Below are 23748 nucleotides of genomic sequence, written 5' to 3'. Positions count from 1 at the left end.
TCTGTTCGCGGGGGTCCGGTGGAGAAGGTTGCAGGCAATTTCGTCCCGAAGGGCGTAGCGCATGTGCCTGTCGCGCGGGTTGCGGAACCCTTGCGGCTTGCTTTCGTGCTGCTGCCCGATTTCAGCCTGATCGCCTTTTCATCGGCCATCGAACCCTTGCGGATCGCGAACCAGCTTTCGGGGCAGGCGCTGTTCGAATGGGAGGTGATGTCGGAAAGCGGGCTGCCTGTGCGCTGTTCCAACGGGTTGGAGGTGAATGTGGACCGCGCGCTTGGCGAGCCGAAGGCGCGGTCGATGGTGTTCGTTTGCGCGGGGGTGGAGCCGGAGAAAAGCGCGTCAAAGCGGGTGGCCGATTTTCTGCGGGCGGAATGGCGCAAGGGGGCGGTGGTCGGGGGCCTGTGCACGGGGGCCTATGCGCTGGCGCGGGCGGGGATACTTGAAGGGCGGCAGTTCACGCTGCACTGGGAGAACCTGCCGCCGTTCGTGGAGACGTATCCCAAGCTGAAGCCGGTCGAGCAGCTTTATTGCATCGACGACCGGATTTTCACCTGTGCCGGCGGGGCTGCGGCGACCGATCTGTTCATCGAGATCATCGCGCGGAGTTTTGGCGGAAAGCTGGGCGATGCCGTCTTGCGGATGTGTCTGCATGGCCAGCAACGGCCCGCGCATCTGCGGCAGCGGATGAGTGTATCGTCGACCATCGGGATCAGGAATCCGGTGCTGGTGGCGGTGATCGAGGCCTTCGAGGCGAATGTGACGGGCGAGGTCGATCTGGTTGCGCTATCTGCCGAGTTGGGGGTTTCGCGGCGGCAGGTGGAGCGGTTGTTCGAAAAGCACGTTGGGGTGAGCCCGAAGCAATACCTGAACGGGTTGCGACTGGAGCGGGCGCGGGGGCTGTTGTCGGAGACGGATATGAGCGTTTCGGCGGTGGCCTATGCCTGCGGGTTCCAGACGGTGAACACGTTTTCCAAGGCGTTCCGGCTGCGCTACGGACACGCGCCGGTGGTGACGCGGCGCAAGGCGGGGGCGTGAGAACCGGGGGGGGTGGGGGGGCCGTAATGGCCCCCCCTTGCCGCGCCTTTGGGCGCGGCCCCCCCCGGAGCCTTGTTGCAAGCGGGGATCGCGCTTGCCTGTTTGAGGCTGGAAGCGGCGGGCGAGTTGGGGTAAGGGGGCGGGAAATTCCTTGTCATGCAGGAGCGCCCATGAAAGCCGCCGTCGTCACCTTTCCGGGGTCGAATTGCGACCGTGATCTTGCGCTTGGCTTCGAGCGGGCGGGGTTCGAGGTGGTGCGGGTCTGGCACAAGGACACCGCCCTGCCTGCGGGGGTGGATGTCGTGGGCGTGCCGGGCGGGTTTTCGTTCGGTGACTATCTGCGCTGCGGGGCGATTGCGGCGCAATCGCCCATCGGGGCGGCGGTCAAGGCCCATGCGGGGCGCGGCGGTTATGTGCTGGGGGTGTGCAACGGCTTTCAGGTGCTGACCGAGATGGGGCTGCTGCCCGGTGCCTTGATGCGGAACGCGGGGCTGAAGTTCATCTGCAAGATGCTGACCCTGAACGTGGCGACGGCGGACAGCGCCTTTACTGCCGGTTACGGCAAGGGGGCGGCCATTCAGGTGCCGGTGGCGCATCATGACGGGAATTTTACCATCGATGCCGAGGGGCTGCGGGCTTTGCACGATCAGGACCGGGTCGCGTTCACCTATGCGTCGAACCCGAACGGGTCGATGGCCGATATTGCGGGGATCCTTTCGGAAAACCGGCGCGTTCTGGGGATGATGCCGCATCCCGAGCGGGTGGTGGACCGGATGCATGGCGGAACGGACGGGGCTGCGCTGTTCGCTTCGCTTCTGGGCGGTATGGCGCTTGCCTGAGGCCGGTTACGGCGGGGCGGCTTGAAGCGGGCGGGGCGCTGCGCCTAGATAGGCCCCATGCAGGACAACGATCTTCAGGATGAGGCCGAAGCGGGGCGTGCCATTTCATGGCGCGTCAAGCTGGTGGTGGTGCTTTTGGTGCTTATGGCTTCGGGGGTGGTGCTGGTCACCAACCGCTGGCTGTCGGAACGGTTCACCGAGACGACGCGCAACCGGGCCGAGCTGCGGCTTGCGCTTTATTCGGGCAATATGGTTTCGGAATTGCAGCGCACGAGCGTGGTGCCCTTGTTGCTGTCGGGTGATCCGGCGCTGGCGGATGCGTTGCAGGGAGGCAATTTTTCCGGCACGTCGCAAAAGCTGATCCGGGTGCAATCCGAGATCGGGGTCGCGTCGATCGTGCTTCTGGATGCCGACGGGCGCACGGTGGGGGCGACGAACCGGAACCTTCTGGGCACGAACCACCGCGGATCGGCCTATTTCGTCGATGCCAAGCGGACCAAGGACACGGTGTTTACCGCGCAAAAGCGCGAGGGTGGCGGGTTCGAGTTCACCTATTCGCGGTCGGTCGAGGTTGACGGCAAGCCTGCAGGGGTGATTGTCGTCGCGGTCGATCTGATGAAATACGAGCGCGCCTGGTCGGGGTTGCAGGATGCCGTGCTGGTGACCGACAGCGAGGGGACGGTCATTCTGGCCACCGAACCGCGCTGGCGGGGCCTGCCGATGGCCGAGGCGTTGGCCGCACGGGATGTGAGCGGCGCGCTCGGCCGTGCCTTGCAGGCCACCGCCGACTGGGCGCAGAATCCGCCCGACGCTTATGTGCGTGGCGAGGCGGTGATGAAGACGGAAGCTCGGGTTCCGTTCCGCGGCTGGCGCATGATGACATTCACCGCCTACGATTCCGTGCGCGAGCGGGTGAACGGCATCCTCGCGCTCGAGATCATGGGCTTTGCGATCCTGATGGCGGGGGCTTTTTATGCGCTCTCGCGCAAGGCATGGTCACAAACCATCAGTTTCCAGCGGGAATCGGCGGAACTGCGCCTGCTGAATGCGCGCTTGCAGCGGGAAATCGCGGAACGCGAGAAGGTGCAGAAGGACTTGGCCGTGGCGGAGCTGACGCTGGCGCAATCATCCAAACTGGCGGCGCTGGGCGAAATGTCGGCGGCGGTGAGCCATGAGCTGAACCAGCCGCTTGCCGCGATGAAGACCTATCTGGCCGGAGCGCGGCTTTTGTTGCAGAGGAAGCGCCCCGAGGAGGCGCTGTCGTCGTTCCAGCGGATCGATGATCTGATCGAGCGGATGGGGGCGATCACGCGGCAGCTCAAGAGCTATGCGAGGAAGGGCGGCGAGGCCTTCGAGCCGGTCGATTTGCGACAGGCGCTGTCGGGGGCGCTGTCGATGATGGAGCCGCAGCTGAAGTTGCGGGTTGTGAAGATCACGCGGACCCTGCCGCGCCAACCCGTGATGGTGATGGCCGACAGGATCCGTCTGGAACAGGTGATCATCAACCTTTTGCGGAACGCACTGGATGCAACGCGGGATACGGTCGATCCGCAGATCGACCTTTTGCTGTCATCGGGCGAGGTGGCGATGCTGGCGGTGCGCGACAACGGGCACGGGATCACGGATCTCGATAACCTGTTCGAGCCTTTCTACACGACAAAGAAGCCGGGCGAAGGCGTGGGGCTTGGCCTTGCGATCAGTTCGGGGATCGTCACCGATCTTGGGGGTCGGTTGACGGCACGCAATGCCGAAAAGGGCGGGGCTGTGTTCGAGATGCAGTTGCCCTTGATCGGCAAAGAGATCGAGGCAGCGGAATGAAAAGAAATAGGAGCTGAAATGGCCCGTGCGATGAAGGTTGCGATTGTCGATGACGAGGCGGATATGCGCCAGTCGATCAGCCAGTGGCTGGCCCTGTCGGGCTTTGATACCGAGACCTATGCCAGCGCCGAAGATGCGCTCAAGGGGATCGGGCCGGAATTTCCGGGTGTCGTGGTCAGCGACATCAAGATGCCGGGGATGGACGGGATGGCGTTTCTCAAGCGGCTGATGAGCATGGATTCGGGGCTGCCGGTCATTCTGATCACCGGGCATGGCGATGTGCCCATGGCGGTGGAAGCCATGCGGGTGGGGGCGTTCGATTTTCTGGAAAAGCCGTTCAACCCGGACCGGATGACCGAGCTTGCCAAGAAGGCGACGCAGACGCGGCGGCTGACGCTGGACAACCGCGCGCTGAGGAAGGAGCTTTCGGACGGCTCTATCCTGATGAAGAAGCTGATCGGCGGATCGCCCGCGATGGAGCGGCTGCGCGAGGATATCCTCGATCTTGGTCAAGCCGACAGCCATGTGCTGATCGATGGCGAGACGGGGACGGGCAAGACGCTGGTGGCCCATGCGCTGCATGCGGTGGGGCCGCGGGCGTCGAAGAAGTTCGTGACGATTTCCTGTGCGGCGTGGAGCGAGGACCAGTTGGTGGCCAAGCTGTTCGGGCCTTCGGAAGAGGGGACGATCCCGCTGGTCGAGGAGGCGCGGGGCGGGACGCTGTGTCTGGAAGATATCGAGGCGATGAGCCAGCCCTTGCAGGCGCGGCTTTTGACGCTGATCAACGAGCAGGGGATGCCGCCCGAGACGCGGATCATCGCGATCTGCAACGAACATGCGCCGGACAAGACGCTGGAGGATGTGCTGCGGTCGGACCTTTATTACCGGCTGGGGGCGATGACGATCCTGTGCCCGCCCTTGCGGGTGCGGGGCGAGGATATCCTGACGCTGTTCACGCGGATGTCCGAGCAGTTCGCGGAAGAATACGGCTGCGACGCGCCGCAGGTGACGGCGCAAGAGGCGGCGCAACTGTTGCAGGCGCCCTGGCCGGGGAATGTGCGCCAGTTGGTGAACATTGCCGAACGGGCGGTGTTGCAGAACCGGCGCGGGTCGGGGTCGATTGCCAGCCTGCTGATGGCCGACAACGAGGCGACGGGGCCTGCGATGACGACCGAGGGCAAGCCCCTGAAGGAATATGTGGAAGCTTTCGAGCGGATGCTGATCGACAACACGATGCGGCGGCACAAGGGGTCTATCGTGGCGGTGATGGACGAGCTGTGCCTGCCGCGGCGGACGCTGAACGAGAAGATGGCGAAATACGGGTTGAGCCGGGGGGATTACGTCTGAGCCGGGCGAAATCTGACGCAGATTTCGCGTCGATTTTTGACGCAAAAAACGGTGGCTGGCGCGGGAAGGGCGGGGGGCGGAATTTGCGTCAAATTCCGCTCCGTTTTCTGCGTCAGAAAACGCTTGGGCGGCGGGCGGCGGTCACTGGAGTTAAATCTCCCATTGTGTTTGCCGGGTGTTTCCCGCTAGGGTCGAAGGACACGGGTCTACAGCCCGCAGTAGAATTCTCTGTGCCCTTGCAGGTCGCGCATGTCGCGCCGCGAGGGGACAGTCGGATCGGCCGAAAGGTCGTCAGTTTGCCCGGCCAAGTCTTTGACGCAAGCGGGCTTTTATCAGCAGAGCCCTGTGAGGGGTTCTAGAGAGAACCGCGATGACGCGTGCGAATGCAATGACGACGGGAGAGGGCTGCCCACAGGGCAGGACCCCTCCCTTCGCCGCGCGCCGTCTTGCCCGAACAAGCCGCCCTTTCCCTGCCGATGACGGACCCGTAGCGGGGCCGCCACCGCTGGCGCGGGGTGCATTGGAACACCATGACCAAGAAAATGCTTATCGATGCCACCCATGCGGAAGAGACCCGCGTTGTGGTGGTGGACGGAAACAAGGTCGAAGAATTCGACTTTGAGACGGTCAACAAGCGGCAGCTCGCCGGAAACATCTATCTCGCCAAGGTGACGCGCGTCGAGCCGTCGTTGCAGGCGGCTTTCGTGGATTACGGCGGAAACCGGCACGGGTTTCTGGCCTTTGCCGAGATCCATCCGGATTATTACCAGATCCCCGTCGCCGACCGCAAAGCGCTGCTTGAGGAAGAGCGGGCGCTGAACCGGGCCGAGGACGAGGAGGACAATCGTCGCAGCCGGCCGCGCAGCAACGGCAACGGCAACGGCAATTCGCGGCCCCGCCCTGAAGGGCAGCGCCGCGATGCGGTGAGATCGTCGGAGATCGGCGGGATGGATGTCGTCGATCTGGGCGACGAGACGGGCGCGGATGCGCTGGTCACGCCGGTCGAGGCCGAAGCTGCGGTGGTCGAGACGCATGAGGCGCAGGATCACTCGCATGATCACGACCACGCCAACGATCATGGGCATGACCACGACCATTCGCAGGGCGACGAGAACGGCAATGGCGATACCACGCCCGCGCCTTATCGGGCGATGGACCATGCCAGCGATACCGACGACGAGATCGAGTCGATCGCCGAAGAGGACGTGGCCGAGGAGATCAGCGCGCCAAGAAAGCCCCGTGCGCGGCGTTACAAGATACAGGAAGTGGTCAAGGTCCGGCAGATCATGCTGGTGCAGGTGGTCAAGGAGGAGCGCGGCAACAAGGGCGCTGCGCTGACGACCTATCTGTCGCTGGCCGGTCGTTATTGCGTGCTGATGCCGAACACGGCGCGGGGCGGCGGCATCAGCCGCAAGATCACCCAAGCGACCGACCGCAAGAAGCTGAAAGAGATCGCGCAGGAGATCGAGGTGCCGGAAGGTGCCGGTCTGATCATCCGCACGGCGGGGGCCAAGCGCACCAAGCCCGAGATCAAGCGCGATTACGAATATCTGATGCGCCTGTGGGAGCAGATCCGCGAGTTGACGCTGAAATCGATCGCTCCGGCGGCGATTTACGAAGAGGGCAACCTGATCAAGCGGTCGATCCGTGACCTTTACAGCCGCGAGATCGACGAGATCCTGGTCGAGGGCGAAGCGGGTTATCGCACCGCCAAGGATTTCATGCGGATGATCATGCCGAGCCATGCGCGGCTGGTGAAACGCTATGACGAGGCGATGCCTTTGTTCGCGCGCTTTCAGGTCGAAAGCTATCTGGGCGGCATGTTCAACCCTGTCGTGCAGTTGAAATCGGGCGGTTACATCGTCATCGGGATCACCGAGGCGCTGGTTGCCATCGATGTCAACTCGGGTCGGGCGACGAAGGAGGGGTCCATCGAGGACACCGCCTTGAAGACCAACCTCGAAGCGGCGGAAGAAGTGGCGCGGCAGTTGCGGCTGCGCGACCTTGCCGGTCTGATCGTCATCGACTTCATCGACATGGAAGAGCGGCGTAACAATGCCGCGGTCGAGAAGAAGCTGAAGGACAAGCTGAAAACCGACCGTGCGCGGATTCAGGTGGGCCGGATTTCCGGTTTCGGCCTGATGGAGATGAGCCGCCAGCGGCTGCGTCCGGGGATGCTGGAAAGCACCACCCAGCCGTGCAGCCATTGCCATGGCACGGGGCTGATCCGGTCGGACGATTCGCTTGGTTTGCAGGTTCTGCGGGCGCTGGAAGAAGAGGGCACGCGCAAGCGGTCCAAAGAGGTGCTGCTGAAAGCGCCGATCGGGATCGTCAACTTCCTGATCAACGGCAAGCGCGAGCATATCGCGCTGATCGAGGCGCGCTATGGCATGGCGGTCCGGATCGAGTGTGATCCGGCGATGGTCAGCCCCGATTACGTGATCGAGAAGTTCAAGACCGCGACTCGGGTTGTGCCCGAGCAATCGAGCGTGATTTCGGGCCATGCCGGTCTGATGGGCGCGGCTGTCGACGAATACGAGGACGAGGACCTGCCGCTGGAAGACCTCGACGAGGTCGAGGAGGCCGAGGTCGAGGAGACGGAAGCCGAGGCCAAATCCGAGCCGCGTGCGGCGGCGGCGGCCGAGGGTGCCGCCAATGGCAACGGCAAGAAGAAGCGCCGGCGTCGGCGTCGGCGGAAGGGTCCGGGCAATGGCACGGGCACGGATGCTGCGGGAGCCGAGGACGGTTCTGACGGCGACGACGAAGGCGATGACGAGGGCGACGAGGATCAGGACGGCGAAGCTGTTGCTGTCGAAGCTGCCGTGGTTGCCGAGCCTGTCGCCGAAGCGCCGAAGAAGCTGACGCGGACCCGTGGCGGGGCCAAGGCCAAAAAGGCTGCCGAGCCTGTTGCCGAGGTGGAAGCCGAAACCGTCGCAGAGCCTGTCGGCGAGGCGGCTGTCGAAACTGTTGCCGAGGTGGCGAAGCCAGCGAAGAAGCCGTCGAGCCGGTCGAAGGCTGCAAAGGTCGAGCCCGAGGCTGGCGATGCAGGTGAAGCGCCGGTGAAGAAGCCGTCGGGCCGGGCGCGTGGCAAGGCGAAGGAAGTTGCTGCGGTCGAGGCTGCACCAGTGGTCGAGGCCGGGGATGCGGCGCCTGTCGAGGTTGCGGCACCTGTGGCCGAGGCACGTCCGGCGGAGCAAGTTCGGGCGGAGCCGGTTCGGGCGGAGGTGATGCAGCCTGCGCCTGCCGAGGCCAGTGCGCCCGAGAGTGCTCCCGAGAGTGCTCCCGAGGAAGACAGCGGCAAGCCGCGCAAGAAGGGTTGGTGGTCGCTGGGCCGCTGAGGCTTTGGTGATCGTGTGAAAGGGGCGGCGGGGAAACCTGCCGCCCTTTGCTTTTGCATTCGGGCGGGGGGCACGGCCCCCCGCACCCCCGCAGGTATTCGGGCCGAGATGGCGGCGGCGGTTGCTGTCTGGCTGGGGGCGCTTGCGGCGGGTTCCTGTGCGCGACAATAGGCAATCGCCGGACCCGAGAGGCGCGAAGACGGCGACGGACCCTGTGGCGTCAGGTGGCGTTGCGGCGGATGCGGTAGGTGGTGAAGCCTGCGCCTTGGAGCTCGCCGAGGAAATCATGGCCTGCTTCGGCGCAGAAATGCGGCAGGTCGATTGCGGCCATGGGGTCGCTGGCCTGCACGGCGAGGATGGTGCCTGCGGGCAGCGCAAGCAGGCGCTTGCGGGCGCGCAGCACCGGAAGCGGGCAGAGAAGGCCGATGCAGTCGAGGGTTTCTTCGGACATGCGTCTTGGTAACGCGGGCAGGGCGCTTGCGCCACGGCAATGTGACGAAAGGGGAGGTGACGGCGCGGCCGGTTGCGGCTAGATGGAAGCCATGTTCGGAATTGAAATCTTTGACGCAGGGCTTGCGCCCGCCATGCTGATCGCCCTTTTGGCGGGGGTCCTGTCGTTCCTGTCGCCTTGCGTGCTGCCCATCGTGCCGCCGTATCTGGCCTATATGGGCGGGATCAGCATGGGCGATATCAAAGGGGCGGCGCGGCGGCGGGTGATCTTGCCTGCGCTGTTCTTCGTCATGGGGTTGTCGACGGTTTTCCTGCTGCTCGGGTTTGCGGCTTCGGCCTTCGGGTCTTTCTTCTTGCAGAACCAGCTTTGGTTTTCGCGCCTGTCGGGTGTGGTTGTGATCGTGTTCGGCCTGCATTTTCTGGGGCTGTTCCGGATTGCGATTTTGGACCGCGAGGCGCGTCTGGATGCGGGGGACAGGGGCGGGTCGGCCTTTGGCGCCTATGTGCTGGGGCTGGCATTCGCCTTTGGCTGGACGCCCTGCATCGGGCCGCAGCTGGGGGCGATCTTGTCCTTGGCCGCGCAGGAGGGGTCTTTGTCGCGGGGGACGGTGCTGCTGGCGGTTTATGCTGCGGGGCTGGGCTTGCCGTTCCTGCTGGCCGCGCTGTTCATCGAGCGGGCGGTGGGGGTGATGGCGCGGCTGAAGCGGCATATGAAGGCGATCGAGCGGGCAATGGGTGTGCTGCTTCTGGCGGTGGGTCTGGCGCTGGTGACGGGGGCCTTTACCGATGTGAGCTGGTGGCTTTTGGAGACATTCGACCGCTTCGGCATTCCGCTCTTGGGCTAGCGCCGCAATTTGCCTATGATTTTGCCGGAATGGGCCGCCATCATGGCGGGGTGTTTTGGTGCGGGGTGCGGGTGTGGGCGAGGCGGGAACAGGGCAGGTGCGGCGGCGCCGGGTCTTTTACATTCCCGGTTATGACCCGGTCTCGCCACGGCGCTACCGCGAGCTTTACCGCAAAGAGGGGCTTTGGCAGGCGGATGTCTCGGGCTATGCGCTGGCGCTGCGGCCAAAGCGGGTGGCGGGGCCTTATGGCTGGCATGTGCGGGCCGAGATCGGCGGCGAGGCGGTGGAAGCCGATGTCGAGGTGCTGGTCTGGTCGGATATCGTGCAGGGTTCGATGGATCAGGGGGTGGCTGCGACCTACCGGCAGATGCTGCGGACGGCGTGGATCTATGTGGCGAGCGGTGCCTTGTTCCGGCTGGTGGGGTTGAGGAAGGGGCCGACGGTGGCGGCGCTGTATCCGATCATCAATCTGGTGGTGCAGTTCCTGTTGGCGCTGGGGCGGGCTGGGGGCAGGTCGTGCTGTGGCGCTGGCTGGTGCCGGGCTGGGGCTGGGCCTTGGGGCTGGCGCTGGGGGGGTGGTGTTTGTCGCCTTGCTGCGGTTCTTCAAGCGGATCGACCGCAAGATACTGGCCTATTACCTGATGCACGATTACGCGTGGTCGGCGCAGTTCCACGGGGCTTATCCGCCGGAGCTCGAGGCGCGGATGGCGCGATTTCGCGCGGTGATCCGCGAGGCTTTGGCGGGCGGGTATGACGAGGTGCTGGTGGTCGGGCATTCGTCGGGGGCGATACTGGGGGTGTCGATCCTGTCGGACCTGATCCGCGAGGGGGTGCCCGAGGTTCTGGCGGAGGGCGGGCCTGCGCTGTCGTTCCTGTCACTCGGGCAGGTCATTCCGATGGTGAGTTTTCTGCCCGAGGCGCTGCGGTTGCGCGGCGATCTGGCCTATCTTTCGGCGCGGGACGAGGTGACCTGGGTCGATGTGACCGCGCCGGGGGATGGCTGCGCCTTTGCGCTGTGCGATCCGGTCAGCGTGACGGGGGTGGCGCCTGCGGGCAAGCGCTGGCCTTTGGTCGTTTCCTGCGCCTTTACCCAGACCTTCAGCCCCGAGCGCTGGAAGAAGATGCGCTACAGCTGGTTCCGGCTGCATTTCCAGTACATGTGCTGTTTCGACCGGCCGGGGGATTACGATTACTTCAAGATCACGGCCGGGCCGCTGACGCTGGCCGCGCGCTATGCGGGGCGGGCGGCGTCGAAGAGCCGGATCGAGCGGGCGGCGTCGGGCTACAGGAGTGTGGCGTGAAGGGGCCCTCCAAACCGGTGCCGCCGAAACCTGTTGCACCGAAACCTGCTGCACCGAAACCTGTGGCGCGGCCGGATCGCGTTTCGCTTTGGCGGTATATGCGGCTGTTCCGGGCCGATATCCTGTCGGCGCAGCCCGCGCGGCTGTATCGGGCGTGGATGGCCGAATTCAGGACGCCGTTCTTTCGCAGCTATCTGTGCAACGATCCGGCGCTGGTGGCGCTGGCCCTGAACGGTCGGCCCGAGGATTTTCCGAAAAGCCTGCGGGTGGCCGAGGGGTTGCGCCCGCTGCTCGGGCGGTCGGTCTTTGTGACCAATGGCGAAGAGTGGAAGCGGCAGAGGCGGATCATCGATCCGGCCTTTGAGGGGGGGCGTTTGCGCGATGCCTTTGCAGGCATCTGGGCGGCGGGCGAGGCGGCGGTGGCACGGATGCCCGAAGGCGTGGTCGAGGTCGAGGAGGAGGCGAGTTTCGCCGCCGCCGACGTGATCTTTCGCACGCTGTTTTCGATTCCCATCGGCCATGAAGTGGCCGGCAAGGTGTTCGCCGAATTCCGCGCCTATCAGCGGGCGCAGCCGATCCTGAACCTTGCGGCTTTCGTGCCGCTGCCGGCTTGGATGCCGAGGTTTCATCGGGCGGGGGTGCGGCGGTCGGCGGCGGTGATCCGCGGGTTGATCACCGGGCTGACCGAGGGGCGGGCAAGGGAGATTGCGGCAGGGACCGCGCCGGACGATCTGGCGACGAAGATCATGGTGACGGTCGATCCGGTGACCGGCGAGCGGTTCGACACGGAGGAAATGGTCGATCAGGTTGCGATCTTCTTTCTGGCGGGGCACGAGACGAGTGCCAGTGCGCTGGGCTGGGCGCTGTATCTGCTGGCATCGCATCCCGAGGTGCAAGAGCGGGTGGCTTTGGAAACGGCGGGAATGACGCCGGAATTTGCCGCGCTGTCGCGGTTGCGGCTGACCCGCGATGTGTTCCGCGAGGCGCTGCGGCTTTACCCGCCCGTGCCGATGATGGTCCGCGAGACGGTGAAGCCCGAGGTGTTTCGCGGGCGGGCGGTGAAGCGGGGGGCACAGGTCGTGCTGTCGTCATGGCATCTGGGGCGGCACGAGCGGATCTGGGACGATCCGGACGGGTTCGATCCTGACCGCTGGGTGCGCGAGGAGACCAAGCAGGCGGCACGCGACGGGTGGTTGCCGTTTTCCAGCGGACCGAGGGTGTGCACTGGTGCGGGCTTTGCGATGCTGGAGGGGGTGGTGCTGCTGGCGCAACTGGTGCGGGCGTTCCGCTTCGAGGTGGTCGAAGGCCGGGTGCCGGTGCCGGTGGCGCATCTGACTGTGCGCGCCAAGGACGGGATATGGCTGCGGGTGGTGCGCCGGTAGCGATGGGATCACGGCGGGGCAGCGAAATTTGACGCAAATTTCGCGGCGATTTCTGACGCAGAAATCGCTGGCCGATGGCGTGCGGGTTGTCAGCGGAATTTGCGTCAAATTCCGGCGCGATTTCTGCGTCAGAAATCGCTATGTGAGGCGGCGGATGGGTTCGCGGTTGCAAAAGATGACGTATTGGCCGGCGTTTTCGACCACGGGATAGCCACGTCTTCGCATCTCGGCCAGAAATACCTCGCGCCCGACGTAGCGTTCGACGTCGCGGATCTGGCGGCGGATCACGCCGCCGTCGCGCGCCGCCTGGGCATCGAACAGGTGGGCGATCCAGCCTTCGGGGGTGAGGGGCAAGAGATTGCGTTTCATTCCCGTAGTTTGACCGGAACCGGTAAACGCCCCGTTAACCGCGCAGCTCGCCCAGCACGAAGACGCGGATGGCCGAGGCGAGGCCGATGTCGGTTTCGCGGCCTTCGTCGATTTCGACGGCGAGCTGGTTCAGGGTGACGCCACGCTTGGCGGCGATCTCGCGGAAGGCTTGCCAGAAGGCTTCCTCGAGCGACACGCTGGTGCGGTGGCCGCGCAGGGTGAGGGAATGTTTGACGGGGCGGGCGGTCATTCGCGCTTTTTCCCGTCGAGGTTTGCCCGCGCCTGATCGGCGCGGGCCTTTTGCAGGTTGCGTTCGGCCTTGGTCAACCCGTGCTTAGCGGCGTTTTCGTCAGCCTTTTTGCGGGCCTCCTTGCGGGCTGCCTCTTTGCGTTTGGCGCGCAGGTTGACGATCTCGGCCATCTCAGCCCTTGGGGCCGATCATGTCTTCGGGGCGGACGACGCGGTCGAAGGTTTCGGCGTCGACGAAGCCCAAGGCGATGGCCTCTTCCTTCAGGGTCGTGCCGTTCTTGTGGGCGGTCTTGGCGACCTTGGTTGCGTTGTCGTAGCCGATGGTGGGGGCGAGTGCTGTGACCAGCATCAGCGATTCCTTCATCAGCTTGTCGATTCGGGCCACGTTGGCTTGGGTGCCGACCACCATGTTGTCGGTGAAGCTGGCCGACGCGTCGCCCAGAAGCTGCATGGATTGCAACACGTTATAGGACATCATCGGGTTGTAGACGTTCAGTTCGAAATGGCCTTGCGATCCTGCGAAACCCACGGCGGCGTCGTTGCCCATGACATGGGCGCAGACCATGGTCAGGGCTTCGGCCTGGGTGGGGTTTACCTTGCCCGGCATGATCGACGATCCGGGTTCGTTTTCGGGCAGGATCAATTCGCCAAGGCCGGAGCGGGGGCCGGAGCCAAGGAGGCGCAGGTCGTTGGCGATCTTGAACAGCGAGGCGGCGACGGTTTTCAGCGCGCCCGAAAACATGACCATGGCGTCATGGGCGGCCAGCGCCTCGAATTTGTTGGGCGCGGTGACGAAGGGGAGCGACGTGATTTCGGCGATGCGGGCGGCGACGCGGGTGTCCCAGCCCACACGGGTGTTCAGGCCGGTGCCGACGGCGGTGCCGCCTTGCGCGAGTTCGTAGATGTCGGGCAGGCAGGATTTGACGCGGGCGATGCCTTTTTCGACCTGTTTGGCATAGCCCGAGAATTCCTGACCCAAGGTCAGGGGGGTGGCGTCCTGCGTGTGGGTGCGGCCGATCTTGATGATGTCCTTGAACTCGACCGCTTTGGCGTCGAGGGCGTGGTGGAGTTTTTCAAGGCCGGGGATCAGCACGTCACGCGCCATCATGCCGATGGCGACGTGCATGGCGGTGGGGAAGGTGTCGTTCGAGCTTTGGCCCATGTTGACGTGGTCGTTGGGGTGGACCGGTTTTTTCGAACCCATGACCCCGCCGAGCATTTCGATGGCGCGGTTCGAGATCACCTCGTTCGCGTTCATGTTCGACTGGGTGCCGGAACCGGTTTGCCAGACGACGAGGGGGAAGTTGTCGTCGAAGCGGCCCTCGATCACCTCTTGCGCGGCGGCAGCGATGGCTTGGCCGAGGTCGGGGGTGATGTCGCCCTGGTCGATGTTGACCAGCGCGCAGGCTTTCTTGATGACGCCGAGCGCGCGGATGATTGCCACGGGCTGGCGTTCCCAGCCGATGGGGAAGTTGATGATCGACCGCTGGGTCTGGGCGCCCCAGTATTTGTCGGCGGGAACTTCGAGCGGGCCGAAGCTGTCGGTTTCGGTGCGGGTGGCGGTCATGGTGAGCCTCGTTCTTGTCGCTTGGGTCGCCTTAGCCATCCCTCGGTAGAAAATCAATCTGCATACCGTCGCATACTGACGTAACGGTTGTGCTTGTCGGCCGTGTGGTTAAATTGGCTGGGGTAAAGATTGCGAGTCCCCGATGCCGAACCCTATCAAGCGAATCACCCGTAATCTTCGCGATCTCAAGGTCGGGCGTAAATCTTACGAGGCCGGGCTTTTGGCGAAGGTCGTGCAGGTCGATGCGGCGAAATCTGCCGTGGTGGACCGGTATCTGGACCTGATGCGCGATGTGATGATCGGGCGGCTGACGCGCGATCCGGCGCAGCCCTATATCACGCGACCGCAGATCGAGGCATCTGGCCCAGATTTCGTGATCCAGCCTGTGGCCTATGACGAAGCGACGCGGGACAACGGGCTTGATTGGCCGATGACAGCGTTTTCGATGATCGGCACGAAGCGGATGGACAATCTGCGAGGGATTTGTATCGCCGCTATCGCGGACGGGGTTGGCGGTGATTTCGTCGAGACCGGGGTCTGGCGCGGGGGGGCCTGCATCTTTATGCGGGCCATTCTGGAGGCGCATGGCTGCACGGACCGCAAGGTCTGGGTCTGCGACAGTTTCGAGGGGCTGCCGCCACCCGATGCGGGCGAATTCCCTGCCGATGAAGGGTTGAACCTGAACGAATACGACGGGCTTTCGATCTCGCTCGAGGCGGTGCAGGACAATTTCCGCTCTTTCGGTCTGCTCGACGGTCAGGTCGAATTCGTGAAGGGCTGGTTCAAGGACACGCTGCATGTGGCGCCGATCGAGCGGATCGCCGTGCTGCGGCTGGACGGGGATTTGTATCAATCCACCATCGAGGCTCTGGAGGCGCTTTATCCCAAGGTTTCGCCGGGCGGCTATGTGATCGTGGACGATTACGGGGCGTTCGAGGCCTGCCGCAAGGCAGTGCACGATTATCTGGGAAAGATCGGGTCTGGCGACATCACGCTTGCGAATATCGACGGCATCGGGGCCTGGTTCCAGAAACCGGCCTGAGCCTGCACGCCGATTGGCCAGCGCCGAGGTTGACCAGCGCCGGTGCAGGCGGGCGTTTCAGTGTTTGCGGAATTTGTCGAGGCTGACGACCTGCGCGTCATGCGGCGGGGTCGGGTCGTCGTCGCCGTCATCGTCTTCTTCGTCGTCGTCGTCATCCTGATCGTCGTTATGGGTTTCGAATCGCAGGCCGAATTCGACCGAGGGGTCGACGAAGGTGCGGACCGCGTCGAAGGGAATCACGAGCGGTTCGGGCTGGTTGCCGAAGTTGAGCGTGACGGAAAACCCCTTGTCGGTGACGGTGAGGTTTTCGAACCAGTGCTGGATCACCACGGTCATTTCCGACGGGTAGCGCGACTTGAGCCAGTCGGCGATGGCGACATCGGGGTGGTTGGTGTCGAAGGTGATGAAGAAATGGTGCGCCCCCGGCAGGCCGTTTTCGGCCACATCCTGTAGGACGGACTGGATCAGGCTGCGCATCGCCCGGTGCATCAGGTTTCCGTAATCGATGGAGCGGGCCATGGGTCGTCCTTTCCTTGCCGGTCCATTTAGGGCGGATTCGGGCGTGAAGGGAAGGGGGAAGCGGCTGGAATGGCAGCGGGGTGCATTTGCCGCATCGGGGCAAAGAAGAACCCCGCCGGGGTGAACCGGCGGGGTGGGGTGGGTGTGGTGTGCAAGCAGGCCGGGTTTCCCCGACACAGAGGGGTTCTAGACCGTTCCGGTTAAGAAAGTCTGAAGGGGCGCGGCGGACGGCCCGGCGGACGGCCCGGCGGACGGCCCGGCGGACGGGGCGGCGGACGGGGCGGCGATCCGCCGCAGGCCAGAGGGGGGGGCATGCGGCGGATGAGGGGTGCAGGTGGGGCCTAGTGGCCTTCGAAGGCGCAGAGGGTGTGGACATCCATACCCATGGCGCGCAGGCGGTCGCGTCCGCCGAGGTCGGGCAGGTCGACCACGAAGGCGCAGCCGGCGATCTGGCCGCCGAGGCGTTCGATGAGGCGGATGCCAGCCTCGGCCGTGCCGCCGGTGGCGAGCAGGTCATCGACGAGCAGCACCTTTTCGCCCGGTTGCAAGGCGTCGTCATGGATTTCGACGACCGCCTCGCCGTATTCGAGGGTGTAGGACTGGCTGATCGTGGTGCCGGGAAGTTTGCCCTTTTTGCGGATCGGGACGAAGCCGGTGGAAAGCTGGTGTGCGACCGCGCCGCCGAGGATGAAACCGCGGGCTTCGAGACCTGCGACCTTGTCGATGCGGAGGCCCGCGTAGGGGGCGAGCAGCTGGTCTATGCACATGCGAAACCCGCGCGGGTCGGCGAAGAGGGTTGTGACATCGCGGAACAAGATCCCTTCGTGCGGGAAGTCTACGATGGTGCGGATGTAATCCCTGACGGTTTTTGCGGAGTCGGATTTCATGGGTCAGCCTTTCAGCACGCGGCCTGCGACCGCGTCGAGTTTTGCGAGGAGGTCGGGATCGCGCTTGGCGGGGGCGGTCATCAGCGCGGTGCCGAGGACGTGATCGCAGCCATGCGGGCAGGACGGGCGCGTGTGGCCCCCGGGGCCATCGCCTGCCAGTATGGCGGGCAGGCGGGCGACCGTGTCGCGGGCCTGGGCTGCGTTGGCGGTCAGGGTGCGGATGACTTGCGCCACATCGACGGCAGCATGGCCCTGATGCCAGCAGTCGTAATCGGTGACCATGGCGAGCGAGGCGTAGCAAAGTTCGGCCTCACGCGCGAGTTTGGCTTCGGGCATGGCGGTCATGCCGATCACATCGGCGCCCCAGCTGCGATACAGGTTCGATTCGGCGCGGGTCGAGAATTGCGGACCCTCCATCGCGATATAGGTGGCGTTGCGGTGCAGGGTGATTCCTGCGGGGACGGCGCGTGCCACGGCGTCGGACAGGCGCGGGCAGGTCGGGTCGGAAAAGCCGACATGGGCGACGCAGCCCGCGCCGAAGAAGGATTTGGTGCGGGCGAAGGTGCGGTCGATATACTGGTCTACCGATACGAAATCGCCGGGGCGGTAATCTTCGCGCAAGCTGCCGACGGCCGAGACGGCGACGATGTCGGTGCAGCCGAGGCGTTTGAGCGCGTCGATATTGGCGCGATAGTTGATGTCCGAGGGGGCGTGGACATGGCCGCGCCCGTGGCGGGGCAGAAAGGCCATCGGCGTGCCGGACAGGCGGCCGACGAGGATTTCGTCGGAGGGTTTGCCCCAGGGTGTGGTGACTTTGACCCATGTGGCGCCTTCGAGACCGTCGATGTCGTAAAGGCCCGATCCGCCGATCACGCCGATCATGCTATCCATGGTTCCACCGCCTTGCCACATTACCGAACGTGGCTGAGTGTAGCGGTCGGCGGGCGGCGTGCAAGCGCAGGGCTGGCCGGGCGCGCAGGACTGGCTTGGAGTGTGACATGGATCTGGCGGGGCGATTGGCAGCGGGGATCAGGGCGGCGGTGGCAGGCCTGCCCGGGGCTGCGGATTTTCTGGCGGATTGGCCGGAGGGTGGCGCGCGCCGGGCGCAGGTGCCGGGCGTGCTGCCGGTGTGCCGCTGGCTGGAGGGCATGGCGGGCGGGTTGGGCGGCGAGGTGGCGCGGGGGGCGGTGGCGCTGGAGTGGCGGCAGACCTATGGCGCGGGCGATTTCGGCGCGGCGTTTCTGGAGCGTTACGGCTGGACCGAGATCGTGGGTTTGCGCGGGCCGGTGCCGTCGGAGCGTGTGGCGGCGGGGTTCCTGCTTCTGGGGCCGGATGTGACCTATCCTGCCCACGCACATGAGGCGGCCGAGATCTATCTGCCGCTGTCGGGCGTGGCGTGGTGGCAGAAGGGCGATGCCGCCTTTGCGCCCGTGCCGGTAGGTCAGGCGATCCATCACGCGCCATGGGTGCCGCATGCGATGCGGACGGGGGCGGAGCCGATGCTCGCGCTTTATCTATGGCGCGGCGGCGATCTGGCGGCGAAGTCGGTGATTCTGGGGTGATTCTGGGGTGAGGCGGGGCGGTGTCGGAGCGGGGGGCTTCGCGCCCCCCGCACCCCCCGCGGAGTATTTGGGCAAAGGTGAAGGGGTGTGTCCGGGCGTGCCAATGAGGTCAGGAGTCGTCGGGGCGCCTTTTTTCGAATGTGTCGCGCACGATGGTGTAATCGCGGTAGCCCAAGCGGGCGACGGGGTGGAATGCGGTGATGTCGAAGCGGCCGTCGGTCAGGCAATCGTCGCGCAGGTGGACGCCTGTCACCTCGGCCACCACGAGGAAATTGCCGGTGCCGCGCAGTTCGACGATTTCGGTGACCTGACATTCGAGCGTGGCCGGCGCGCCTGCGACGCGGGGGCATCGGATGGTGGTGCATTCGGCCTTTGGCACGTTGCAGGCGGCGAATTCGTCGGTGCCGGGGGGAAAGCCGGCCGAGGTTTCCGACATGGCGTCGAGCATCGCTTCCTCGACGATATTTGCCGAAAAGACGCGGGTTTCGCGCAGGTTCGTGAGGCTGTCTTTCACGCCGGTCGATGAGAAGATGACCTGCGGCGGCACATAGGCCACGGCGTTGAAGAAGGAGTAGGGCGCGAGGTTGTCGCCCAAGGGGCCGCGGGTTGCGATCCAGCCGATGGGGCGCGGGCTGACAATTGCGTTGAACGGGTTGTGGGGCAGACCGTGGCCATCGGACGGGCGGTAAAACATCGGCAGGGCTTTCGCTGGTTTGAACCTGTCGTATTCGCATGTTAGGCGCGTTTCCATAGGATTCGGGTTCGGGATTGGGCGCACGTGTACAGGCTTGAGGAAGAGACCGAGGACGACTGGTGGGAGGTAGAGGCGCTTTACGACCTTTGCTTTTCGCCGGGGCGGACTGCGCTGTCGTCCTATCGTTTGCGCGACGGGGTGCCGACGGTGGCGGCGCTGTGCCTGATCTTGCGCGATGCCGATGGCACGCTGGCGGCCGCGATCCGCTATTGGCCGGTCGAGGTGGGCGGGCAGGATGCGCTGCTGCTGGGCCCCGTGGCGGTGCATCCGACGCGGCAGGGCGAAGGGCTGGGCGGTTTGCTGATCAACGAAAGCCTGGCCGAGGCGCGGCGTCTGGGCTGGGAGCGTGTGATGCTGGTGGGGGACGCGCCCTATTACGCGCGCTTCGGGTTCCACAAGCTTGAGGGGGTGGTGATGCCGCCTCCGACCAACCCCGACCGCGTGCTGGGCTTTGCCTTGAAGCGCGGCGCCTGGGATGGTGTGGCAGGCGATGTGACGCGCGCGACCTGAGGGTTGCGACGGGGCAAAGCGCCGGGGGTCGCAACCCCCGGACCCCCGCGGGATATTCCGGACAAGGGGAAGCGGCCGGCGGGCGCTGTGGCGACTTGCGCGGGGGCCTCGCGCGCCCCACATTGGGTCTATGGACCCTGTCAAGAACCTGCCCGCCATTGCCGCCCCTGACCGCAGCGCCGAGATTGCGGCGCTGGCGCGGCGTTACAGGCGGGCCAACGGGCCTGTCATGGCACTGGTCAACCGGCTGGGCGGGGCGCTCGAGACCCGGATGGCGGCCTTGCCCGATGGGGTACGGCGCCAGATCGAGGCGGTGACCGAGCGGGCGCTTCTGGCGGCGCACGGGCTGGCGGGGGTCGGGGCAAGGGGTCCGGATTTCGGGCGCAAGGGGCCGATGGCGGCGGCGATGTTGTCGGGGGCTGTGGGTGGTGCGGGGGGGCTTGCCACTTCGGTTGCCGAATTGCCGGTGACGGTGACGGTAATCCTGCATGCGATCAGGAAGGCGGCAGCGGAGCAGGGCTTCGACCCCGACGAACCTGCGATACGGGCAGAATGTTTGCGGGTGTTTACCGCCGGATCGCCCCTCGCTTCGGATGACGGGGTGAACACGTCGTTCCTTTCGGCGCGGTTGACGGTGACGGGACCGGCGATCCAGCGGCTGGTCGCGAGCGTGGCGCCGAAACTGGCGACCGCGCTGGGGCAGAAACTGGTGGCCCAAGCGGTGCCGGTGCTCGGGGCGGTGGCAGGGGCGGGGCTGAACGCGGCCTTTCTGAGTTATTACCGAGAGATGGCCGAGATCCGCTTCGCGCTGCTGCGGCTGGCCGAACAGCATGGGGCGGAGGAGATATTGGTCGCCTTTGCCGAGGCGACAGGGGCCAAGGAGCGTCGGCTGCGGTAAGGGGCAGGGTTTGCACCGCTCAGGGGTCTTTGTCGCGGCTGACGCAGACATGGATGTAGATATACGCCAACCCGACCAGACCAACGATGAGGAGCAACGCCGCCTCGTCACCCAAGCCGAGGATTAAGCCAAGACCGGCCCCGGCGAGGATGGGAATGATGCCCACGAAAAGCCCAACTTCAACCGAGTCGACGTACCCGTGGAAGGGCAATGCTTTCTTGAGCCTCTTATACATCCGATTATAGAACACTGTTTAGCTCATTGAAGACCGAATTTTCAGGGTCTTGCCCGCCCCGCATTGAACGTGGAACTCCTTGGACGGATTACAACACCCCGGGGCGGCATTGTCGGTGCCCTCCCCGTCCCCTTGTTCCAAATATTCTCGGGGGAAGGGGCGCGGCACGCGGCCCTTGGGGGCGGAAAGCCCCCTGCATCGCTTGCCGTCGAGTGCCGCGCCGGACGGAAGGGCGCGAATTTTCGCAGAAAATTCGGGGTGGCGGTTTTACTCGGGTTGGGTGGCAAGCCAGTCCATCAGGGCGGGGCGGACGGATTCGGCGCCGGTTGCCATGGCCTTGTCGATCACTTCGTTCGCTTGGGTCAGGTCGACGCGGCGCAAGAGCGATTTGATCGGGCCGATGGATGCGGGGCGCATCGACAGGGTGCGGAGGCCGCGGGCGGCGAAAGCCATTGCCTCGACGGGGCGGCCCGCATCCTCGCCGCAGAAGGATAGCGGCGTTCCGGTTTCGGCGCAGCGGGCGATGATGTGGTCGAGAAAGCGCAGGAAGGACACGTTCAGCGTGTCGTAGCGGCGGCGCACGCGTTCGTTCTCGCGGTCGGCGGCGAAGAAGAATTGCTTGAGGTCGTTGCCGCCGATCGAGACGAAATCGGTGAGGTCGAAAAAGGCGCGGGGCGCGTAGGCGAGGCTGGGGGTTTCCAGCATCGCGCCGACTTCGATGCTGGCGGGCACGGGGTGGCCCATGGCGGCTTCGCGGTCGAGTTCGGCCATGACCACGTCACGCGCTGCGGTGAATTCGCCGTGTTCCGAGATGAAGGGGAACATGACCGTCAGCGGCCGCCCGTTCGAGGCGCGGATCAGCGCCTGTATCTGCATCCGCAGCACGCCCGGCTTGTCGAGGCCGACGCGGATCGCGCGCCAGCCCATGGCGGGGTTGGGTTCGTCTTGCGGCTTCATGTAGGGCAGCACCTTGTCGGACCCGATGTCGAGGGTGCGGAAGGCGACGCGTTTGCCCTTGGCGGCGTCCATGACGCGGGCATAGAGGGCGGCGAGTTCGGCGCGTTGCGGCATCTTGTTGCGGACGAGGAATTGCAGCTCGGTCCGGAAGAGGCCGACGCCTTCGGCGCCCGAGCCTTCGAGGCTGGGCAGGTCGGCCATCAGGCCTGCGTTCATCAACAGGTTCGTCACGGTGCCGCATTTCGACAGCGCGGGCAGGCCGCGCAGGCTGGCGAAACGCTGCTGGGCGGCGGCCTGCATGGCGATCTTGTCGCGGAAGGCGCGGGCGACGGTTTCTTCGGGGCGGAGGTGGACGATGCCTTGGTCGCCATCGACGAGGATCGGGTCGCCGTTGAGCGCCTCGGTCACGATGCGGCCGGCGTGGATCACAAGCGGGATGGCAAGGGCGCGGGCGACGATGGCGGCGTGGGAGCCGACGGAGCCTTCTTCCAGCACCACACCTTTCAGCTTGCGGCCATATTCCAGCAGTTCGGCGGGGCCGATGTTGCGGGCGACCAGCACCGGGTTTTCAGGCATCTCGGCGCCGGTGTCGTGGCCTTGGCCGGTGAGGATGCGGAGCAGGCGGTTCGACAGGTCGTCGAGGTCGTGCAGGCGTTCGCGCAGGTAGGCGTCGGGCACCTGTTCCAGCCGCGCGCGGGTGGCGGATTGTTCCTTTTCCACAGCGGCTTCGGCGGAGAGACCGCGCGCGATGTCATCCTCCATCCGCTTGAGCCAGCCGCGCGAATGGGCGAACATGCGGTAGGCTTCGAGCACCTGTTTCTGGTCTTTGTCGAGGCTTTCGGCGGCCAGAAGGTCATCGACCGAGACGCGCAACTGGCCCACCGCGGCGCGGATGCGGTCGATTTCGGTGAGCGGGTCGTCGGCGACGGGGTTTGTCACCACCACGCGGGCTTCGTGGAGCCAGACGCGGCCTTCGGCGGCGCCTTCCTGACCCGTGCCGCCCCTTATCATCACAGGCTGTTTGTGCAACGCGCGCATGCCGTCGACATCGCCCGCAAAGAGGCCGAGTTCGGTCATTTCGGCCAGCACCATGGCCACGACTTCGAGGGCGTAGATTTCATCTTCGGAAAATTCGCGGGCGGTTCTGGATTGCACGACGAGGACGCCGAGCTTTTCGCCGACGCGCTGGATCGGGACGCCGAGGAAGGAGGAGTAAATCTCTTCGCCGGTTTCGGGCATGTACCGGAAGCCCTTTTCCTGCGGGGCATTGGCGGTGTTGACGGGTAGGCCGGTGCGGGCGACGCGGCCCACCAGGCCTTCGCCCAGTTTCATGCGGGTCTGGTGGACGGATTCGGGTTTGAGCCCTTCGGTGGCGCAGAGTTCCAGCGTGTCGGCATCGCGGAACAGGTAGATCGAGCACACCTCGGTGCCCATGCTGTCGGCGATCAGATGGGTGATGCTGTCGAGCCGGTCCTGCCCCTTGCCGGGGGTTGCCAGCGTGTCGCGCAGGCGGCGGAGGAGTTTGCGGCTGTCGCTTTCGGTCCGTTCCGGCATGATCTTTGGCCCGATTGCTGGGGGGTGCCTGATGGTTAAAGCACATCAGGGCGGGAAGGTGAACGGGCTTGGTCGCGGGAATGCGGGGACCGGTGTGGGGACCGGAGCGGGGAGCGCCCGCCATGGGCGGGTCGGGCGCTGGCCGGTTGCTTTGGGCCACCGGCTGGATGGCGGACGCCGCGTCACACGGCAAAGGCGATGGCCTTTTGCAGATACGCGGCAACGGAGGCGCGGTTTTGCTTGTCGGTGGTGGGTGAACCCCTGCGTGCCGCAGGGAACCACCCACCCTACGG

General features: G+C 65.2%; 22 protein-coding genes and 1 pseudogene. 12 read left to right on the top strand and 11 right to left on the bottom strand.

Annotation, left to right across the window (positions count from 1 at the left end; translation table 11 throughout):
* Nucleotides 1-18 precede the first annotated feature (18 nt).
* From HYN69_RS11625 to HYN69_RS11605, 5 genes are all read left to right on the top strand, one after another.
* Nucleotides 19-1032, top strand: coding sequence for a GlxA family transcriptional regulator (locus HYN69_RS11625; RefSeq protein WP_230426393.1), 1014 nt, complete (start codon nucleotides 19-21; stop codon nucleotides 1030-1032).
* Between the two features lie 170 nt (nucleotides 1033-1202).
* Nucleotides 1203-1871 (top strand): phosphoribosylformylglycinamidine synthase subunit PurQ, encoded by a 669-nt coding sequence (gene purQ / locus HYN69_RS11620; protein WP_108435880.1) that lies wholly within the window; start codon nucleotides 1203-1205, stop codon nucleotides 1869-1871.
* Between the two features lie 57 nt (nucleotides 1872-1928).
* Nucleotides 1929-3689 carry a sensor histidine kinase gene (locus tag HYN69_RS11615; RefSeq protein WP_108435879.1) on the top strand — a complete coding sequence of 587 codons (1761 nt, stop codon included), beginning with the start codon at nucleotides 1929-1931 and terminating at the stop codon, nucleotides 3687-3689.
* Nucleotides 3690-3707: 18 nt separating this feature from the next.
* On the top strand, nucleotides 3708-5036 hold the full coding sequence (locus HYN69_RS11610; protein ID WP_108435878.1) for a sigma-54-dependent transcriptional regulator: 1329 nt from the start codon (nucleotides 3708-3710) through the stop codon (nucleotides 5034-5036).
* A gap of 530 nt (nucleotides 5037-5566) precedes the next feature.
* Nucleotides 5567-8374 (top strand): Rne/Rng family ribonuclease, encoded by a 2808-nt coding sequence (locus HYN69_RS11605; RefSeq protein ID WP_108435877.1) that lies wholly within the window; start codon nucleotides 5567-5569, stop codon nucleotides 8372-8374.
* Between the two features lie 220 nt (nucleotides 8375-8594).
* Here the strand turns inward: HYN69_RS11605 and HYN69_RS11600 are convergent, their stop codons facing one another.
* Nucleotides 8595-8825, bottom strand: coding sequence for a sulfurtransferase TusA family protein (locus tag HYN69_RS11600; RefSeq protein WP_108435876.1), 231 nt, complete (start codon nucleotides 8823-8825; stop codon nucleotides 8595-8597).
* Between the two features lie 91 nt (nucleotides 8826-8916).
* On the opposite strand from HYN69_RS11600, the gene HYN69_RS11595 reads away from it, so the two are divergent.
* The 3 genes and pseudogenes from HYN69_RS11595 to HYN69_RS11585 all read left to right on the top strand — a co-directional run bounded on the left by HYN69_RS11595 (nucleotide 8917) and on the right by HYN69_RS11585 (nucleotide 12352).
* Nucleotides 8917-9669 carry a cytochrome c biogenesis CcdA family protein gene (locus HYN69_RS11595; protein ID WP_108437177.1) on the top strand — a complete coding sequence of 251 codons (753 nt, stop codon included), beginning with the start codon at nucleotides 8917-8919 and terminating at the stop codon, nucleotides 9667-9669.
* Nucleotides 9670-9742: 73 nt separating this feature from the next.
* Nucleotides 9743-10970 (top strand): annotated as a pseudogene (locus HYN69_RS11590) (hypothetical protein).
* Nucleotides 10971-11068: 98 nt separating this feature from the next.
* Nucleotides 11069-12352 carry a cytochrome P450 gene (locus HYN69_RS11585; RefSeq protein WP_108437176.1) on the top strand — a complete coding sequence of 428 codons (1284 nt, stop codon included), beginning with the start codon at nucleotides 11069-11071 and terminating at the stop codon, nucleotides 12350-12352.
* 138 nt (nucleotides 12353-12490) lie between these two features.
* Here HYN69_RS11585 and HYN69_RS11580 read toward each other — a convergent pair whose 3' ends face one another.
* The 4 genes from HYN69_RS11580 to fumC are packed head-to-tail and all read right to left on the bottom strand — an operon-like array spanning nucleotide 12491 to nucleotide 14537.
* Complete coding sequence (locus HYN69_RS11580; RefSeq protein WP_108435875.1) at nucleotides 12491-12721, bottom strand: N-(5'-phosphoribosyl)anthranilate isomerase; 231 nt, start codon at nucleotides 12719-12721, stop codon at nucleotides 12491-12493.
* Between the two features lie 34 nt (nucleotides 12722-12755).
* Complete coding sequence (locus HYN69_RS11575; RefSeq protein WP_108435874.1) at nucleotides 12756-12971, bottom strand: ribbon-helix-helix domain-containing protein; 216 nt, start codon at nucleotides 12969-12971, stop codon at nucleotides 12756-12758.
* Entirely contained in the window at nucleotides 12968-13141 is a 174-nt protein-coding gene (locus tag HYN69_RS11570) for a DUF4169 family protein (protein WP_108435873.1), read from the bottom strand. Before HYN69_RS11570 ends, HYN69_RS11575 begins: the two co-directional genes overlap by 4 nt.
* Nucleotide 13142: 1 nt before the next feature.
* A complete protein-coding gene (fumC, locus tag HYN69_RS11565; protein ID WP_108435872.1) occupies nucleotides 13143-14537 on the bottom strand; it encodes a class II fumarate hydratase in 1395 nt (464 codons plus the stop codon).
* Nucleotides 14538-14679: 142 nt separating this feature from the next.
* On the opposite strand from fumC, the gene HYN69_RS11560 reads away from it, so the two are divergent.
* On the top strand, nucleotides 14680-15579 hold the full coding sequence (locus HYN69_RS11560; protein ID WP_108435871.1) for a TylF/MycF/NovP-related O-methyltransferase: 900 nt from the start codon (nucleotides 14680-14682) through the stop codon (nucleotides 15577-15579).
* A gap of 57 nt (nucleotides 15580-15636) precedes the next feature.
* On the opposite strand, the gene HYN69_RS11555 is transcribed toward HYN69_RS11560, so the two are convergent.
* The 3 genes from HYN69_RS11555 to HYN69_RS11545 all read right to left on the bottom strand — a co-directional run bounded on the left by HYN69_RS11555 (nucleotide 15637) and on the right by HYN69_RS11545 (nucleotide 17876).
* On the bottom strand, nucleotides 15637-16098 hold the full coding sequence (locus HYN69_RS11555) for an SspB family protein (protein WP_108435870.1): 462 nt from the start codon (nucleotides 16096-16098) through the stop codon (nucleotides 15637-15639).
* Nucleotides 16099-16439: 341 nt separating this feature from the next.
* Complete coding sequence (locus tag HYN69_RS11550) at nucleotides 16440-16985, bottom strand: adenine phosphoribosyltransferase (protein WP_108435869.1); 546 nt, start codon at nucleotides 16983-16985, stop codon at nucleotides 16440-16442.
* 3 nt (nucleotides 16986-16988) lie between these two features.
* On the bottom strand, nucleotides 16989-17876 hold the full coding sequence (locus HYN69_RS11545; RefSeq protein WP_108435868.1) for an S-methyl-5'-thioadenosine phosphorylase: 888 nt from the start codon (nucleotides 17874-17876) through the stop codon (nucleotides 16989-16991).
* Between the two features lie 107 nt (nucleotides 17877-17983).
* Between HYN69_RS11545 and HYN69_RS11540 the strand changes: the two genes are divergently transcribed.
* On the top strand, nucleotides 17984-18547 hold the full coding sequence (locus HYN69_RS11540) for a dimethylsulfonioproprionate lyase family protein (protein ID WP_159082440.1): 564 nt from the start codon (nucleotides 17984-17986) through the stop codon (nucleotides 18545-18547).
* A gap of 109 nt (nucleotides 18548-18656) precedes the next feature.
* Here HYN69_RS11540 and HYN69_RS11535 read toward each other — a convergent pair whose 3' ends face one another.
* Entirely contained in the window at nucleotides 18657-19241 is a 585-nt protein-coding gene (locus tag HYN69_RS11535) for a flavin reductase family protein (RefSeq protein ID WP_108435867.1), read from the bottom strand.
* 84 nt (nucleotides 19242-19325) lie between these two features.
* Here HYN69_RS11535 and HYN69_RS11530 point away from each other — a divergent pair, with 84 nt between their 5' ends.
* Nucleotides 19326-19811, top strand: a complete 486-nt coding sequence (locus tag HYN69_RS11530) for a GNAT family N-acetyltransferase (RefSeq protein WP_108435866.1) — start codon at nucleotides 19326-19328, stop codon at nucleotides 19809-19811.
* 130 nt (nucleotides 19812-19941) lie between these two features.
* Nucleotides 19942-20709, top strand: a complete 768-nt coding sequence (locus HYN69_RS11525; protein WP_108435865.1) for an EcsC family protein — start codon at nucleotides 19942-19944, stop codon at nucleotides 20707-20709.
* Nucleotides 20710-20728: 19 nt separating this feature from the next.
* Here HYN69_RS11525 and HYN69_RS11520 read toward each other — a convergent pair whose 3' ends face one another.
* Nucleotides 20729-20944 (bottom strand): hypothetical protein, encoded by a 216-nt coding sequence (locus HYN69_RS11520; protein WP_108435864.1) that lies wholly within the window; start codon nucleotides 20942-20944, stop codon nucleotides 20729-20731.
* Between the two features lie 267 nt (nucleotides 20945-21211).
* Nucleotides 21212-23455 carry a phosphoenolpyruvate--protein phosphotransferase gene (ptsP, locus tag HYN69_RS11515; RefSeq protein ID WP_108435863.1) on the bottom strand — a complete coding sequence of 748 codons (2244 nt, stop codon included), beginning with the start codon at nucleotides 23453-23455 and terminating at the stop codon, nucleotides 21212-21214.
* Nucleotides 23456-23748 lie beyond the last annotated feature (293 nt).

It is taken from the genome of Gemmobacter aquarius (genome assembly GCF_003060865.1).
In the GTDB taxonomy this organism is placed as follows: domain Bacteria; phylum Pseudomonadota; class Alphaproteobacteria; order Rhodobacterales; family Rhodobacteraceae; genus Paragemmobacter; species Paragemmobacter aquarius.
This window is presented reverse-complemented; position numbering and strand designations above follow the sequence as displayed.

What these genes read in the sequence shown, in the direction of transcription:
- HYN69_RS11535 (WP_108435867.1), bottom strand. Translation starts at nt 19,241, where the DNA reads ATGTTTTACCGCCCGTCCGATGGCCACGGTCTGCCCCACAACCCGTTC.
- HYN69_RS11615 (WP_108435879.1), top strand. Translation starts at nt 1,929, where the DNA reads ATGCAGGACAACGATCTTCAGGATGAGGCCGAAGCGGGGCGTGCCATT.
- purQ (WP_108435880.1), top strand. Translation starts at nt 1,203, where the DNA reads ATGAAAGCCGCCGTCGTCACCTTTCCGGGGTCGAATTGCGACCGTGAT.
- HYN69_RS11575 (WP_108435874.1), bottom strand. Translation starts at nt 12,971, where the DNA reads ATGACCGCCCGCCCCGTCAAACATTCCCTCACCCTGCGCGGCCACCGC.
- HYN69_RS11540 (WP_159082440.1), top strand. Translation starts at nt 17,984, where the DNA reads ATGGATCTGGCGGGGCGATTGGCAGCGGGGATCAGGGCGGCGGTGGCA.
- HYN69_RS11560 (WP_108435871.1), top strand. Translation starts at nt 14,680, where the DNA reads ATGCCGAACCCTATCAAGCGAATCACCCGTAATCTTCGCGATCTCAAG.
- HYN69_RS11520 (WP_108435864.1), bottom strand. Translation starts at nt 20,944, where the DNA reads ATGTATAAGAGGCTCAAGAAAGCATTGCCCTTCCACGGGTACGTCGAC.
- HYN69_RS11550 (WP_108435869.1), bottom strand. Translation starts at nt 16,985, where the DNA reads ATGAAATCCGACTCCGCAAAAACCGTCAGGGATTACATCCGCACCATC.
- HYN69_RS11555 (WP_108435870.1), bottom strand. Translation starts at nt 16,098, where the DNA reads ATGGCCCGCTCCATCGATTACGGAAACCTGATGCACCGGGCGATGCGC.
- HYN69_RS11585 (WP_108437176.1), top strand. Translation starts at nt 11,069, where the DNA reads ATGCGGCTGTTCCGGGCCGATATCCTGTCGGCGCAGCCCGCGCGGCTG.
- fumC (WP_108435872.1), bottom strand. Translation starts at nt 14,537, where the DNA reads ATGACCGCCACCCGCACCGAAACCGACAGCTTCGGCCCGCTCGAAGTT.
- HYN69_RS11595 (WP_108437177.1), top strand. Translation starts at nt 8,917, where the DNA reads ATGTTCGGAATTGAAATCTTTGACGCAGGGCTTGCGCCCGCCATGCTG.
- HYN69_RS11525 (WP_108435865.1), top strand. Translation starts at nt 19,942, where the DNA reads ATGGACCCTGTCAAGAACCTGCCCGCCATTGCCGCCCCTGACCGCAGC.
- ptsP (WP_108435863.1), bottom strand. Translation starts at nt 23,455, where the DNA reads ATGCCGGAACGGACCGAAAGCGACAGCCGCAAACTCCTCCGCCGCCTG.
- HYN69_RS11570 (WP_108435873.1), bottom strand. Translation starts at nt 13,141, where the DNA reads ATGGCCGAGATCGTCAACCTGCGCGCCAAACGCAAAGAGGCAGCCCGC.
- HYN69_RS11605 (WP_108435877.1), top strand. Translation starts at nt 5,567, where the DNA reads ATGACCAAGAAAATGCTTATCGATGCCACCCATGCGGAAGAGACCCGC.
- HYN69_RS11580 (WP_108435875.1), bottom strand. Translation starts at nt 12,721, where the DNA reads ATGAAACGCAATCTCTTGCCCCTCACCCCCGAAGGCTGGATCGCCCAC.
- HYN69_RS11600 (WP_108435876.1), bottom strand. Translation starts at nt 8,825, where the DNA reads ATGTCCGAAGAAACCCTCGACTGCATCGGCCTTCTCTGCCCGCTTCCG.
- HYN69_RS11610 (WP_108435878.1), top strand. Translation starts at nt 3,708, where the DNA reads ATGGCCCGTGCGATGAAGGTTGCGATTGTCGATGACGAGGCGGATATG.
- HYN69_RS11545 (WP_108435868.1), bottom strand. Translation starts at nt 17,876, where the DNA reads ATGGATAGCATGATCGGCGTGATCGGCGGATCGGGCCTTTACGACATC.